Consider the following 16,452-nt stretch of genomic DNA (forward strand, 5'->3'; position numbering starts at 1 on the left):
CTAATTAATAGAACAATCATATTTTATATACCAAAGGGAAGACCATAATGGATGGAATAGGGATTTTATATCCACTACTTGGGCATATGCTGTTAGTTATATCACTGTATATTTTGTTGATAATGCGTAAATCAAAAGCGATTAAGGCGAAGGCTGTCGATTTTAATAAAACCGCGTTAAATAACAAAGCTTGGCCAGAAGACGTCGTTCAAGTGTCTAATAACTTAGATAACCAGTTTGAATCTCCTTTGGTGTTTTATGCCTTATGCATTATTACGCTGTTGGTTGGCGCAGTGAATAGCTTTGCGATTGCGTTGTCGGCCGCGTATGTGGTATTCAGATATATCCATGCTTATGTGCATGTCGGTACTAACTATATTCCATATCGTTTACGTGCGTTTGCGCTGTCTTTAGTGGCAATGCTACTGTTGTTAATTCAAACGTCGGTGCATATCATGATGAATATCTAGTAAACATCTTGAGCAAATAAAAATAGCTGCAATAAATGCGGCTATTTTTATTTGTATTATGCTGTATTTAAAAACGCTCACGATATAGCGTCGTGATATAACTTAAGATAAGTCCTGCATAATATTAGCTAACAGTTGTTCAGCTTTATTGAAATCGAAGCTGTCGAGCGTTAGCGCTAAAGCCGTTAGCTGACTTTTTAACGACTGTAGGCCTTTCACTTGCTGTAACTGTTTTATCAGTGATAAAGCGTTACTGTCGTAGTCAACAATAGCTTGTTGTAAATCGTGTAACAGCGCATTTATTTGTTGTTGATTCATCTCAAGCTGCTCGGCTTTTGATTTAGGCGTTATAACTTGTTGCTTACTTATTTGAGAGATAACTGTTTTAATCGAGTCACTTACAATCATTGCTAGGTCTGCTAGAGTGTCGATGCTGGCATTCGCTATACAGGCCAGCTCTAAATTATTGGCTCCTTGATACACTTTTGTTAAACCAAGGCTGCCGGCATTACCTTTTAGGCTGTGTGAATAAAGTCTTTGCGCATTAGCGTTATTTATACTGGAATTGATAAACTCCTGGTAGAAGTCAGCTTGGCTATAAGTGAAGTTTAACAGTAATTTTTTATATAAATCCTGATTGCCATGGCAATGCATTAATCCTTGATTAACATTTATTGCTTCACTTAAGTGAGGTAAGTTCGCTAACGTTGGTTGATTTTCTTCGGCGTAATTTTGGGCCTCTGAAACATCACCACTGTCATCGGATTTATATCTTTTCACGGGGTTAATCCAGCGCGCCATGGCTTTGAACATGAGCTCTGGTACGATTGGCTTGGCGATGTGCTCATTCATACCTGACGATAGTGCTTTTTCACGGTCACCAACCATGGCATTTGCGGTCATGGCAAGAATAGGTAGGTCTTTATATTTTAGCTCAGACCTTAGTTTTTCTGTTGCGGTATAACCGTCCATTACCGGCATTTGACAATCCATCAAAACGCCGTCGTAATGATTACTATGGATCATGTCAATGGCTTGCTGACCATTCTCAGCAATATCTGCGGTAATATTATTCATTGCTAATAACTCAAGGGCTAATTCTTGATTGAGCTTGTTATCTTCAACTAATAAAATTTTAGCGCCTTGTAGTTGTTGTTGCCATTCGGCGTTTTCTTGCTTTAGTTTATTCTGCCTATTTGGAACCAAGACGCTTTGACCCATTGACTGCATAATACTGTCAAATAATGTCGATGGTGTGATTGGCTTGGTTAAAAAGCTCTTAATATCTAGACCTTCAGCCGCTTTTGTTGCGTCATCTTTGCCGTGTGCTGTGACCATGATGCACACCGGCAGTTGAGTTTTATCTGGCGAAGATTGGATCTGCCTGGTGGTTTCAATACCATCCATATCAGGCATTTTCCAATCCATCACCACAAGTTGGTATGGCTTTGATTTTTTTGCTTGTTCAACATTTAGTATTGCTGTTGAACTGCTTTTACAACTATCGACTTCAAAGCCAAAACTTAATAATATTGAGCTTAATATCTCTCTGGCAGCGTCGTTATCATCAACGACCAATACTTTAAGTGCACCCAAGCTTGTTTCTTGCTTATATGAAGGTAAGGCAACATCACTGACTAGAGCAAATTGACTATCAAAGGTAAAGCAGGATCCTTGCCCTAAAGTAGACGTGACGCTAATGTCTCCACCCATCAATTTAGTCAATTGCTTAGAAATAGCCAGACCTAACCCGGTACCACCATGTTTACGGGTGGTTGATGAATCCGCTTGATTAAAGGATTGAAATAACTTGGCTTGTTGCGACTTGGATATACCGATGCCAGTATCTTTGATGGCAAAAGCGACTTGTATTAGACCATCCCATTGTTTAAGGCCTTTAATCGTCACAATAACCTCACCTTGTTCTGTGAATTTAATGGCATTATTTGTAAGGTTTATGAGTATCTGGCTTAAACGCAGTGGATCGCCTACTAACAGATTCGGTACGTCAGGATCTACGTCAAATAATAACTCAATGCCTTTTTCTTCAGCTTTTAAACCAACAACATTGGCTAAATCTTCAAGCACATTACCGAGTTCAAATTCCACGGTTTCTAACGTCAACTTTCCCGCTTCAATTTTGGAAAAATCTAAAATATCATTAATGATACCCAGTAAAGACTCTGCTGAACGATGTACTTTTTCTATATAGCTTTTCTGTTTAGGATTTAGAGCCGTTTTAAGCGCCAGATAAGACATACCCATGATGGAATTGATCGGCGTACGGATCTCGTGTGACATATTCGCTAAAAACTCACTTTTTGCCGAGGTCGCTTTTTCGGCATTTAATTTTTCTGCTATAAGTTCGTTTTCTAAGTGCTTTCTTGCGGTTATATCTAATGCTGTACCATGAATGATCTCTGGATCACCAGTGCTATTGTAAATGGCTTTTCCTCGCGCCATTACCCAGCGAATATCACCATTTTTATGTACGACTCGAAACTCAATTTTATAATCACTATGTTCAACAATGGCTTGTTCTACAGCGATTGAAGTGCTGGTAACATCATCAGGGTGGGTGAAATTATTAAAGCTAAACTGTTGATTATTTATTAGCTCTTCAGGATGATAACCAGTTAAATTAAATACCTCGTCACTGACATATTTCAGGGTTTTATTGTCATCGAGTAAGTGTGAATACACTGTCCCTGGGATAGTATCCACTAAGGCACTAAAATGCAGTTTTTGACGATTTACTTCTTCTAATAATATGGCGCGTTCTTGGTTACCTTGTACCGATTTCCTTAAATATAAGGACAGTAATAACACCAAAATTATAATAAAGAAGGGCAGTATTGCAGTGCTCCATGACCAAGTCGGATACGCTTTACTATCAGATGCGATGGCTAGAATACGCCAAGTACGATCCGCAAATTTGAACTCAGACGTTTCTGTTAAGTCGAGCTCGTCGGAGGTTAATTTTTTAGAGAAGGGTTTATAGTGGTATAACACTTCGCCGGATTTTTCTGCGCTACTGTCTTCAAACTTTAAACTGATACCGGAGCGAATTTCATTTTGCTTGAGTACATGTTCAATAAATTGGCCAACGTCAATAACTGCAATGGCAAAGCCTTTTAATGCCGCTTGTCTTTGAGCCGCGTTTTCAATGGGGAAACCTTTTTTGTAGATAGGTAAATTAAGTGCCACACTAAAGACTTGGCCATTCGGCTGGATTAACTTCAATCGACCAGTTGCTTTTATTTGATTGTTATCAACCGCTTCTTTGAGTATTTCTCTGCGAGTACTGGTCGATGCTATGTCATAGCCTAAGGTGTTTTTATTCTTCGAGAAGGGCTCTACATACACTAATGGATAATAGACATCGCGCTTTGCTGAGATAACTAAGTCACCTTCGTTATTTAGCTCTGATACGCTAAAAGGCAAGTCTAAAGATTGAGATGCTTTTATTTCCAAGGTTTCTCTATCTTGATGATAGGTAGCTGGTGCCCATTCTAATGAAATAAGACCTGGCAGTTGTTGGGTATCTCTTAATGTTAGCTGTTGAAACTCTGTGCGGGTTATATTTTCTGATGCGGTGTGAGCGGTTTGAATATCATGTAATGCATCGATATAGGGACTGACACTGAGTTTGAGTGATTTACCGTAATCTAATACTGCCGCATCAAAGTTTAATTTCACTTTAGCTTTAAAGTTTACATGCATGATTTGTAATAACGTAAATGATAACGCAATACCAAGAATAGCGACGATCCAAGGTACTCTATAATCACTCAGTTGTTGCTGATTACTCGATGAATCTAGCGTTGTGTTTTTGGTTAATAGTGTCAAAAATAATGTGGCTAACAAGCCTATGAGCATTAAGCTTTCAGATGCCAAAAATGAAATTTCATTTCCCAGCGTATTTGAAATCAAACCTTCATAACTCTCAACGGCTTGCCAGCTTGCTATGGTCAGTGTTAAACCGGTAATTGCAACGGCCCAAGGCAGCCAATGTAATGAGGAACTCGGGCTTTGTTGTGTTTGATGTAGCGCCAGTACGATAAAACCGATACCGAGTAACATAAAACCAATAGAAGTATGCAACGCCATTTGGGTGAGCGCGCCCCAGCCGTAGGCCGTTTCTATCCCAGTTAAATAACCGCCTAAAGCCACGATCGCAAGTGACGTGACCACAGCACCTAAATTACCAACAATAGCCTGCTTACCGTTATTGCTTGTTGATATAGCGTTAACCAACAGAATAATACCGCATAGCATAAAGCATAGCGCGGTGTTCGGGGCCATACGACCGGGATGAGAAGCGCTATGGTCGATGTAATGAGCCATAAACAATTGGTCAATGGCTAATTCAAAACCAAAAATGTATTGGCATAGCGTCAACAAGCCTAACAGCAAGGTCAATGCCCCTGTTATTCGTGTGATATTACCTGTGCGAAAAAATAACCCAATGCCCACCAATAAAAAACCTAATGCGGTATTAAATTGCATTGGCACAAAAGCAGCACTTATTTGAATGAGGGAGATGCTATGGCTTAACCAACCGTAAATGACAGTGATGCCTAACAGCATGGAGAGGACTGCAAACAATTTCACCAGTTGGCGTAAGGTCAGAATAGGGGAAAAAAAATGCATTCTATAACACCTTAAATAGTTAATTTGGATAAAAATAATCAATTAATCAATCATTTCCTAATAGCTTCATGGTATAAACTTATTAGACAAGGTTCAATAAAGAATTATATCGTTCTTTGCCATTAATGAACTTTATTCACTCTATGTATGCTATTTTTTGGAAAATAAATGAATCATCAAGAAGCCAAAGACATATTGCAACGTAAGTTATCTCCATCAGCGTTATCATTGATTAAAATCGAAGTTTTCAGACTTTCGTGGCTGGGTAAAGGCTATAACGTGATAGGTGAGGAGACTGGTTACGATCATGACTATGTGAGAAAAGCTGGTTCGGAGTTATGGAAAGAACTCTCTAAAGCACTAGCGTGCTCGGTTACTAAGCGTAATTTTCGTCCTCTACTTGAAGATATGCTTATCACTGAAGGAAAGTTAAACTGTGACACACCTGAATACCCTGGTGCTGCATTGGCCTTTAGTTCTCCATTTTATATTGAGCGTAGCCAAGAAGAAGCGCTGGCTTATCAAGAAATAAAACGCCCTGGCAGTATTGTTCGCATCAAAGGTCCGAGGAAAATGGGCAAAAGTTCGTTGATGTTAAGGGTATTAGATCAAGCAGATGTAGAAGATTATCAAAAAGTCATTATCGATTTTCAATTGGCTGATCGCAGTACACTGAGTAATTTAGACGCATTACTGCGCTGGATTTGCTTTCAGATCACCAGTCAACTTGGAATTGATTCGGTGATTGATGACTATTGGAATGAGCTTATCGGCAGTAAGTTAAGCTGCACGACCTATCTACAGCAATATATTTTAACGCAACAATCAAAACCGATTATATTGGTTTTTAACGAACTCAATATCATTTTTGATTTTGATGACGTCAGCCGTGATTTTTTACCGTTATTACGTTCGTGGCATGAAGAGTCAAAACATAATCAGGTGATGACGAAGATACGCCAAGTACTTATTTACTCTACCGAAATTTATGTACAGCTAGATATAAACCTGTCTCCTTTTAACGTCGGTTTACCGATAGAACTTGCTCCTTTTACAGGTGAGCAACTCGAACAATTAACCCGTGTTTATGGTTTTAATTTCGCGCATGATGGTACGGCTAATAGTCCCATCACCCTGTTATTACAAAAATTGGGTGGTCATCCGTATTTAGTGCAATTGGCATTGTATGAACTCGCCACAAAATTTGATTTCATTGAAAGTCCATCATCAGCGTTAAAGACTCTGCTAGACACCGCGGGTAAACCGGATGGCTTATTTAGTGATTTTTTACAGCAGATTTTGTTGGATATGCTCAATAACGATAATGCGATAAAGGCTTTTAATAAGTTCTTAGACAAACAGCCATTAACCCGTATTGAGCTCTATTTACTTGAGCGAATGGGGCTGGTTAAAATTAAAAACGATCAGGCTGTGGCAATCAGTCAGCTGATGGTTGATTTTTTAAGAGGCAACTTATAATGACCACTGCCTATCAAGTCGGGGGGACTGTTTCGGCTGACACCGCTATTTATGTTGAACGTGCAGCAGATAATGAGCTTTATCAAAGTCTCCACGATGGCGAATTATGTTATGTCTTTAATTCGCGGCAAATGGGCAAGTCCTCTTTATTACTGAATGTAAAAAAACGTTTGCAAGCAGATGGCGTGCTTTGTTGTTTTATCGATTTAAGTCGTATTGGTAGCGTGAACATTACGCTGCAACAATGGTACGCGGGCATTGTTTCTGAATTATGGCGAGGTTTTGGTTTAGCCAGCGGCAGAGCGATGTTTGAGTGGTGGCAAGCGCTAGGTGATTTATCACCCGCACAAAAATTATCATTGTTTATTGAAGAACAATTATTGCTGCAATACCCAGAACAAAAAATTGCTATTTTCTTTGACGAAATTGACAGCATACTTAGCTTACCGTTTGCTGCGGATGATTTTTTCTCTTTACTCCGAGCCTTCTATAATAAGCGGGCTGATGACAAACGTTTTAATCACCTTACCTTTGCTTTTTTTGGTGTCGCACTGCCTTCAGATCTTATTTGTGATAATAAGCGTTCACCTTTTAATATTGGTAAAGCGATAGCATTAGAAGGGTTTAATTATAAAGAGGCACTTCCTTTTACTGCAGGCCTGATTGCAACGCATCTTGATAGTAAAAAGATATTACAGCGTATTTTGTTTTGGAGTAATGGTCAGCCTTTTCTAACCCAAAAAATATGCCAGCTACTGACGCGGGAATCGCCAAATCGGAACGTCATAGATGAACAGCTGTGGGTCGATGAACTCGTACATGTCAATATCATTGATAACTGGGAAAGTAATGATAACCCTGAGCATTTAAAAACTATTCGTGACAGATTATTGCTTGATGAAACAAACAGCGTACAGCACTTAACGACATTGATGCAAATACTGACCGCGCCTGAAGGTGAAGTCGATGTTAAAGCGCTTAATGGCTTTAACCGTCTTTACCTCACTGGACTTGTCGCCAATGTCGGAAATAAAGTCTGTGCACGAACGCAAATTTACCAAACTATTTTTAATCCTACATGGTTACAAAAGCAATTGGACCACAGCCGGCCCTATGGCCATAAATTGCGTCTTTGGCAACAGTCGAACCAAACAGATGAGCAGTGGTTATTGCCAAGTGTCGCGTTAGAGGCGGCGAAAACATGGAGTAAAGACAAACATTTATCTGAGGTCGATTATCAATTCCTTTCTGCAAGCCAAGATAAAGTCAGCCAAGAAGTACATGTTTGGAATCAACAATTACAATCTGAAATAGAGCAAAGAAAAACAGCGCAAACGGCACTTAAACTGGCATTACAAGCCGTTGAACAGGCAAAGCGCGAAGCAGAGAATGCCAATAAAGCTAAAAGTGAATTTTTAGCGCGGGTGAGTCATGAAGTAAGAACCCACTTAAATAGTATTCTTGGCATCAGTTATATTGCTCAACAGCAAGAATTTAATCAAAATGGCAATACCCCCGTCAGTCGTATTAATCGTGTTGCCAATTATATGCATGGCATTGTTAATGATATGCTCGACATTGATCGTCTCGAAAAAAATGAATTAGTGTTAACCAAAGAAACCTTTTATATTGATGATGTTATTGATAAATTAGTGACGGTTATCACGCAACCTATTGCAGATAAAAACCTTACTTTACAGGTGAATTACCCTGCCGTGTTATTACCTGCTGTTATCGGTGATCCACTGCGATTAACGCAACTATTGTCAAACCTGTTAACTAATGCCATTAAATATACCAGCCACGGGCTCATTACTTTAACCATCAAGTTATTGCAACCCGTTGTTAATGCAGCACCATTGAACAATGACGCGGGGCAAAAGTTTAGCTTAGGCTTTGAGGTGAGCGACAGCGGTGAGGGCATAGGTGAATTCGCGTTTGAAGGCGAAATTAATAGTATATCTACACAATCGGTAACCTTGGGTATTGGTTTAAAACTCTGTCATAAGCTCGCAAACATCATGCATGGGCAACTGCACATTAAGAGTGTTCCGCAACAAGGTTGTTGTTTTTATTTTTCATGTGACTTTGATTCGCCAGTCCTAGCACAAGACCTAGAATACAATATAAAAAATGTATATCGGTCTAAACCTAAAAGAATAGTGCTGCTAGATAGCCCTTTAATTCAGCCCATCAAGCAGCAGTTAATGTTATTAGGCCACGATGTTGCCGTTTGTTCGGTAACCGAGTTAGCCTGCGAAACGCTAACTCATGTTGATATACTGATTGCTGGTGCCGCTGAACTACAGTCACAAACTGAATTATTACAACAGCTACATATCCATCCGAAATTGCAGATCATTCCCTTACTCCGTCACAGTGATAGTTATCCTCACTGGCTGAGCGTTTTAGGTTATAAACAGCGGTTAAACTTGCCTTGCAGTGCTCGGCATTTAGCACAGACGTTAAAGGTACTGTATAAACCTGAGCAGCTCATTCAAAACTCTCAAAGCGAATCACAAGCAGTTAAAAATAAGCAAACAGCGACAGTGCTTGTTGTGGATGACGATGAGATTAACCAAGAAATTGTCACCGAGTTATTACACAGCATTGGTCTAAACGTCGATGTGGCGAATAATGGTCTAGCGGCATTAAACGCAATTAAAGCTAAAGCATATCAATTGGTACTCATGGATATTGAAATGCCAGTGATGGGTGGTGAGCAAGCTTTACAAGAAATTAAAAAACTAGCCATGCAGCCGTTATATCAACACCTTAATACATTACCTATTATTGCGTTAACCGCACACGCTCTGCTAGATGACAAAAAGAAATACCTGCTAGCAGGCATGAATGATTATATTGGTAAACCTGTTGAACCTAGTTTGCTTGTTAACGTGGTGAGACAGTGGTTACCCCATGAAAATACTCCGCATATGCCACCGAAAGACTGTGTTGTAAATGGTTTAAATCAGGCATCAACCGCGTCAGAACACATGACTATCGAAGCCACAAATATGGCTGTTGCAGGTATCGATATACCCGCTGGCTTAGTACGTTGTAATGGCAATACCGTTTTATATACGAAAATACTGCAACAATTTGCTCATCAATATAGCGCTGGATTTGGCATGCAATACGAGAGTATTAAAGCGCTGAAACAGTTTATTCATAGTATCAAGGGTAGTTCCGCTAACATAGGTGCTGTGCAGCTTAGTGCACAGGCGAGTGATATTGAACAGCAGCTCAATTCAACTGGTATGATCGATAACAGTACGCTAAAAACCTTTAATGCTACCCTTCATATAACTTGTGAAAATATCTTGGCAAGGGTTAACGAACAGACGAAACAAGTACCTAGTAGCATTGAAATGAATAGCCAAAGGTATAATGAGTTATGCAAAAAGTTACTCCATGAGTTGCTTTTTGCAATCGATGAAGATCATGCTGAAGCTATGTACTTAAGTGAAAAGCTTGTCGAGACCGAAGACAATAGAGCAGTAGCTATTGAAGACGCGATGAATTGTTTTGATACCGAACAAGTCAAAGTTTTATGTCGTGATTGGCTCTCTACGTTAACGGACTAAGACCATTCACCAAGACCTATAACCTAAGCCAGTCAGGTGGTTGTAGCGTTGTAATCAATAAGAGACAGGTAATGAAGAAAATAAAAATAATCGCGATTGATGACCAAGCCGAAAATCTACAAATGATTGTACAAATGCTAAAAGATGACTACTCAGTGATCGCTTCGATTACGGGCAACATGGCAATTGATTTAGCTAAAAAACACGCTGACGCGGCTGTCATATTACTTGACGTGTTTATGCCTGATATCAGCGGTTTTGATGTATTAAAACAATTGAAATCGTGCCAAGAAACTCAGCATATTCCTGTGATATTCGTGACAGGTGTTAATAGTGAGCAAGACTATGCACAAGGCCTGTCGTTGGGGGCATATGACTTTGTTTTAAAGCCAATCAGCCCAACGTTGTTAAAAAACAGAATACGCCATTGTATTAATAACCATGCCTGTGAATGACGGTTTGCTCATCAGGTTTGATTTTCGCCTTGACCAAAACGGTAGACAAGCTTAGTTGTCGTCACGTGGTCATTAGTACTTGAACTCGTGCCTATCGCGTAACGCCAGTCGCCTTGTAATGCCCAATTACTGTTGATTTGATAATGTAACCCTAGCCCTGAATTAACCTGAAACTCTTTCTTTTTACGATCCATATCTTTCATGCTTTCACCAATACCAGCGGTAACGAAAGGTCTTAAAGGTGTGTCACTATTAAAGTAATAGAGCGCATTAACGCTGTAATTTTCGTATGTTGTAGAGACTCTGCTTTGTGTATCGGTGAGCTCGGCTCGGGTGTAAGTTAAGTGTCCTGAGAATGCGGGTGAAAAGTGCAAGCCAAGTGAGAATGAAGCGCCCATACCAGACTCTAATTGCCAATACTCTGATGGTGCTACATAACTCATACCTGCCGATATACCGACAATGCTATAAGTAACAGGATCGTTGTTAGTATGAGAGTAATAGTTTGTTTTCTTTTGCAATGAGCTTGATGTCGCACCTATTGCATATTGGACTTGAAATTTGTAGTGACGCTCAGATACACCGTTGGCTAATGCAACATCGTCAACACCAATAAATCCAGTACCTGCGGTAAATATTTGAGCTCCGGCGAGATGGTTTACCCCATTACCAAGGCCGTCGACGGGGTCGAGGAAAAACAGCGTTGTGTTGCCAAGTGCTGAAGACCCCCAAACAGTGCCGCCACTTAATCTTATTTCTTGTTCTTTGTTGTACGCCCATTCCCCATATACCCAGCCTAATATAGGCGTTACAAATAAATCTTGAATTGACGGCGTTTCAGCAAAGGCTTCAACACCATACTCCCAATAGAAAGTAGACATCAAGGTGGAGTACATAAATGCATCCCATTGTCGATAACCTGATTTACGAGCAGACTGGTAATACACGCCGCCAAAATACGGGTGACCAATATAGTTAATTGCTGCAAGGTCTCTGTCCCATACAGGCCCTTGGCGTACATTGTCCCACCATTTTTCATGTAACGGTTCCCCATTACTTTTCCAGTGTGTAACCGATTCAGGCAGTAAGGCGAGGGTGCCTGCTACGCCTAAACCATATGCACCGATAGACTTGGTTTGAGACCATAACCTTTGACTGTCCTCACCATTTTTAGGTGAGAAAAGAGATACACGATAGGGATTATCGTAAGTGCTTTTCATTCGTGGTTCTTCTTCCCAAGCACTGTTCGTTGCCTTTTCATCAGCGTAAATAGTCAAATGTTGTACATCCTGTTCGGTGACTATGGTCGTATTTATTACGCCTGGTAACCAAGCGCCCGACTGCACAAACCAACTGGCATCATCCGCCATTGAATCAATTGCTGTGTTTTCATCGTATTTATCTTGCGAAAAACTAAGCATAGGTAGGAGGATAATAGCTATAAGCATGGCGGATTTTAGTCGGTTACATTTCATGTTGTTCTTCCCTAAAGTGTTTTTATGTTGCTAATTCTAGAGGGATTTAATAAGCATTGATGTGTGTTTTTTGTTTTTGAATGTGTGTTTATTCATTATTGACAAGGTGGCAGGGGAGAAGGCTGCTACACAAAACGCAACATACACTCTCGGCCTCGATTCACACATTCGCCACCACTATTCACACATACGTTAGCGCACGTGCTCTTTATGATAGCGCCAACAAACTTAGTGAGCCTAACAAGGCAACTTAGATAGCCAGTTAGCATTGGCAACTTAACTCAATATTTAAAAGGTAAATAACTCATGTTTAATAAAATAACGTTATCTCTGGCTATGTTGTCACTGCCTATGCACGTTTCAGCTGATGTTTCAGAGGAAGACATTGATTTTTCTAACCCAACCTCGGTTTATTCCGCTTTTGATGTGAATGCAGGCACGGATGGTGTGGCATTAGGTTTAACGTTGGCTGGGGAGTTGAGTGACAATTGGGCATTTTTGAGCAAATTAGAATTACGTGAAAATACCGATATGCTTCGTGTGCGTGGTGCGGCTGTTGCGAATGATATTGGTACTGGTTTTATGCTTGATTATATAAAGCACAACGATTTTCACATCGATATTGAAGACAGTAAGAGTGAAACATTAGTTATCAATGCAATGCAAGTTTTGCCATTCAATGATGGAAAAACGATGCTCGTGCCTATTGTTGGTATAGGTTATACCAACAATGATTTTGCTCGTAGCAGCACTAATATCTGGATGGCACAATCGATGATTATCCATAATTGGACCGATAACATCTGGACTAATTTTACGCCCATCTGGACGAATAGTTTCAGCGATATGGAAATGAAGAACGGCATGGCTAACCAGCGCATCAAAAGCTTCGATATGGAATTTGTTGCCGGCTATCGATTCAGTGGTAATCAAAATGTTCGTTTACACCTAAACCATAACGAAGACAACAAAACAGAAACGTGGGCAGCCTATACCTACGCTTTTTAGTTCGCAGGCTTGTGATGAGGTGTTAGCGGTGGCACGTCTATGTGCCTGTGTTCTGTGGGGCAAGGTTGTCAATGTCGTTGCCACTACATATAAATCACACATTCATCACTCGTTAACACACATCAATTAATGCTCTTATCTTTATACTGGATATCAATCAAGGCACATACACAACTTAGTGCCTTAATAAACAAAACAGTTAACGCATACATAGGAAATATTATGAAAAAATTTATTTTATCGGTTGTTACAACAAGTTTATTAACAGCAACAGCAGCAATTGCACAGGAAAAAAATGCATCTAACTTTACTTACCCACAAGGTGTCTACAATGGGGAAGTCGTCAACCATGCTACTTATGAAAGTGGTGGTATTGTCAATGCAAAGCTCATTGAGAAATTAGCATTAACGCAACCAGAAGCACCTTATGTTACCAAAGTTGACGATGGTATATGGGCGATTGTGGGCTACCATTGGGGCTATAAAGCGGTCATCGAAGGTGAGAATGGCTTAATCATTTACGATACCGGTGACGATATCGAAGAAGCTGAAGAAATTATAACGCTGATTAAAACGTTTAGTGATAAACCGATTAAAACCGTTATTTATAGCCATGCTCATTATGCCTTTGGTACACAAGCTATCGTCGATGCTTATGGCGACGACATTACTGTTATTGGTCACCCGGCTTTGAATGCGAACATTCTCGAAAGTGGTGGTTTAGGCGCTGCAATACCAGAACTAAGCCCAACCCTATTAGCGAGAACCTTAGAGCAGTTCTCTATGCTGTTACCTGAAGAAGGGCCAGATGCTAAAGCACCAACGCCTGTTGGTAAAACAAAAGGTTTTGTTCCTGTTAATACGCCAGTGACTCATGGTCAAGCAATGACGGTTGATGGTGTTGAGATGGTTTTTTATACCGATTATGACAGTGACACAAATGATCAGACGATTGTTTATTTGCCTGAATCTAGAACCGTATTGAATAATCACTTGTGGCCGACATTCCCTAACGTCTATACCTTACGTGGTTCAGTTTACCGTGACCCGACTGATTGGGCTGGTGGTATCAAATTGATCCGAGACCTTAATCCTAAGCACCTTATTAATACGCACTCGGTGAACATTAGTGGTGAAGAAAATGTCCAGCAAGCGCTGTCGGGTTATTACGATGCCATTATGTATCTCTATGACCAAACGCTACGCGGAATTTTGCATGGTAAAACACCTGAAGAGTTACGTTATTGGGTTCAAATGCCGAAAGATCTAGCTGAGCAGCCTAATAATTTAATGGCTTATGGCGAATTATCTTATTATCCAGCATACATCTATAATTATGCGCTGGGTTGGTTTGGACGTGATACCGAAGTATTGAATCGCATAGCTCCTGATGAGCAAGCGCAGAAAATTATTGAAGGTTTTGGTGGCCCTAAAGCAGTCAAAGCGGAACTTAAAAATACATTAGAAACGAAACAGTATGCTTGGTCGGCTGAATTAGCTGGCTATCTTGTTAAAGTCATGCCGAATGATCAAGAATCTCGTCAATTGCTGGCGGATGCGATGCGTCAAATGGGCTATAACACAGAAGCGAGTATTCCGCGTTCATATTATCTGTCTAAGGCGTTAGAAATGGAAGGGAAGATACATATTCCTGCGATAATGTTTACCGGTCCTGAATCTGTTTTAGGCTTCCCTGCTGCAACCACGGTTGAGCAGTATCGAGTTCGTCTTGACCCTAAGGTGAGTTATGGTGAATATCAACTATTAGCGATAGAAATGGGTGATGAAAACTCTGGCGTAATGGGGATGCATGTACGAAGTGGGGTTGCTGAGTTTATTACAGACCTTAGCCAATACTCGCAAAAGCCTGATATGACAATCAAGATGTCTATGGACGCTTGGGCTGGTTACTTTGTTGGTGATATTACGCTTGATGAGTTATTGGTTCGCAAAGATGTCAAGACTAGCGACAAAACGGATGTGAAACGCTTCTTTGGTATGTTTGATCAAGTACATCCAAGTAAAGCAGCGCTTATCCCTGCATCTACTTTGCAATAAACACGATGAGAACAAGGGCGTTTCTTTAAGTGACGCTCTTGTATTTATGTTTTTAACCTTTTATACCTCTGACAGATAATTATAGCTCTGACAGAGAGTTAAGTTATTAAATAAACTTAACGCTAGATAGGAAGGACTAGGCTATGAATAAATTAAAATATTTTTTAACTATATTATTAATAGGATTGTTCACAACATCGGCTTTAGCTGGTAATAACAGTCCAGCTAAAGCGCTAGATAGAAAAATTACTAACCCTGATGACCCTAGCCAATTTAACCACCAGTTTGCTCAGGTTAATGGCATTAAAATGCATTATGTTGATGAAGGTGAAGGCCCTGCTATTGTGCTATTGCACGGTTTTCCTTTGTCATGGTATTCATGGCGAAATCAAATCCCTGCGTTAGTTGATGCAGGATATCGAGTGATCGTGCCAACTCAGCGTGGTTACGGACAAACAGAATCCCCTGAAAACATCGAGGATTACGATATAACGACACTTAGCGGTGATATTGTTGGCTTGTTAAACACCTTGAAAATTGATAATGCAGTGATTGCTGGTTGGGACTGGGGTAGCCCAGTGGCATGGACTACGGCGTTAGTACGTCCTGATTTAATTAGTGGTTTGGTCATGATCAGTAGCCCTTATGGCCCTCGTGGTGATGAGCTACCTTCTGACGTATGGGAAAAAAGATTTAGAGCTAATGGTGCAGTTTTCTATCAGGATTACTTCCAAACGCCAGGTGTAGAAGACAGCGATTATAAAGATTCGGCGTACGCAATGCGTTTCACCCTTAATTCATTAAGCGCTTCGGCTGGACCTGATGAACGTGGCGGGTTTATTCTAAAGCCCGGTGAAACCATGCTAGATCAAATGGTTGAACCTAAAAAATTACCTGAATGGTTAACCCCCCAGGTACTTGATTATTATGTTGGAGAATTCAGCAGCTTTACTGGCCCATTGAACTGGTATAGAGCCGTTGATCAAGGTTGGAAAAATACGTCATTTTTGGCGGGCGCCAAAATTCAACAGCCTGCATTATTTATCGCGGGCGAACAAGACCCTGGCATCATATACGGTAAAGCGGTTTATGATAAATTAGAAGAAAATGTACCTAATTTATATAAAAATGTTTTGATCCCAGATGCTTCTCATTTAACGCCAGAAGAAACGCCAGAAGCAGTAAATGAACTGCTTATTGATTTTCTTAAGCACGTTAAATAAAAATAAACGCCAGAGTGTTTTGCACTTATGGCGTTTTTATTTAC

Annotated in this window: 9 protein-coding genes; 7 read left to right on the forward strand and 2 right to left on the reverse strand. The window is 40.2% G+C overall.

What is annotated here, in order from left to right:
• The first annotated feature begins 47 nt into the window (after positions 1 to 47).
• Positions 48 to 470, forward strand: a complete 423-nt coding sequence (locus tag CXF93_RS08655; protein ID WP_101062023.1) for an MAPEG family protein — start codon at positions 48 to 50, stop codon at positions 468 to 470.
• A gap of 102 nt (positions 471 to 572) precedes the next feature.
• On the opposite strand, the gene CXF93_RS08660 is transcribed toward CXF93_RS08655, so the two are convergent.
• Positions 573 to 5,123, reverse strand: coding sequence for a response regulator (locus CXF93_RS08660; protein WP_101062024.1), 4,551 nt, complete (start codon positions 5,121 to 5,123; stop codon positions 573 to 575).
• Between the two features lie 168 nt (positions 5,124 to 5,291).
• Here CXF93_RS08660 and CXF93_RS08665 point away from each other — a divergent pair, with 168 nt between their 5' ends.
• The 3 genes from CXF93_RS08665 to CXF93_RS08675 all read left to right on the forward strand — a co-directional run bounded on the left by CXF93_RS08665 (position 5,292) and on the right by CXF93_RS08675 (position 10,644).
• Entirely contained in the window at positions 5,292 to 6,602 is a 1,311-nt protein-coding gene (locus CXF93_RS08665) for an AAA-like domain-containing protein (protein WP_101062025.1), read from the forward strand.
• Entirely contained in the window at positions 6,602 to 10,189 is a 3,588-nt protein-coding gene (locus CXF93_RS08670) for an AAA-like domain-containing protein (RefSeq protein ID WP_101062026.1), read from the forward strand. The genes CXF93_RS08665 and CXF93_RS08670 overlap by 1 nt, the downstream gene beginning before the upstream one ends.
• 71 nt (positions 10,190 to 10,260) lie before the next feature.
• Positions 10,261 to 10,644, forward strand: a complete 384-nt coding sequence (locus CXF93_RS08675; RefSeq protein ID WP_101062027.1) for a two-component system response regulator — start codon at positions 10,261 to 10,263, stop codon at positions 10,642 to 10,644.
• Between the two features lie 11 nt (positions 10,645 to 10,655).
• Here the strand turns inward: CXF93_RS08675 and CXF93_RS08680 are convergent, their stop codons facing one another.
• Entirely contained in the window at positions 10,656 to 12,119 is a 1,464-nt protein-coding gene (locus CXF93_RS08680; RefSeq protein ID WP_101062028.1) for a DUF3943 domain-containing protein, read from the reverse strand.
• A 306-nt stretch (positions 12,120 to 12,425) separates the two neighbouring features.
• Here CXF93_RS08680 and CXF93_RS08685 point away from each other — a divergent pair, with 306 nt between their 5' ends.
• The 3 genes from CXF93_RS08685 (at position 12,426) to CXF93_RS08695 (ending at position 16,408) form a co-directional block, all read left to right on the forward strand.
• Positions 12,426 to 13,127, forward strand: a complete 702-nt coding sequence (locus CXF93_RS08685; protein ID WP_101062029.1) for a hypothetical protein — start codon at positions 12,426 to 12,428, stop codon at positions 13,125 to 13,127.
• Positions 13,128 to 13,349: 222 nt separating this feature from the next.
• The gene (locus CXF93_RS08690; protein WP_101062030.1) at positions 13,350 to 15,185 is read left to right on the forward strand and encodes an alkyl sulfatase dimerization domain-containing protein; all 1,836 of its coding nucleotides are present in this window, start codon (positions 13,350 to 13,352) and stop codon (positions 15,183 to 15,185) included.
• A 143-nt stretch (positions 15,186 to 15,328) separates the two neighbouring features.
• Positions 15,329 to 16,408 (forward strand): alpha/beta fold hydrolase, encoded by a 1,080-nt coding sequence (locus CXF93_RS08695; protein ID WP_101062031.1) that lies wholly within the window; start codon positions 15,329 to 15,331, stop codon positions 16,406 to 16,408.
• Positions 16,409 to 16,452 lie beyond the last annotated feature (44 nt).

It is taken from the genome of Moritella sp. Urea-trap-13, assembly GCF_002836355.1.
In the GTDB taxonomy this organism is placed as follows: domain Bacteria; phylum Pseudomonadota; class Gammaproteobacteria; order Enterobacterales; family Moritellaceae; genus Moritella.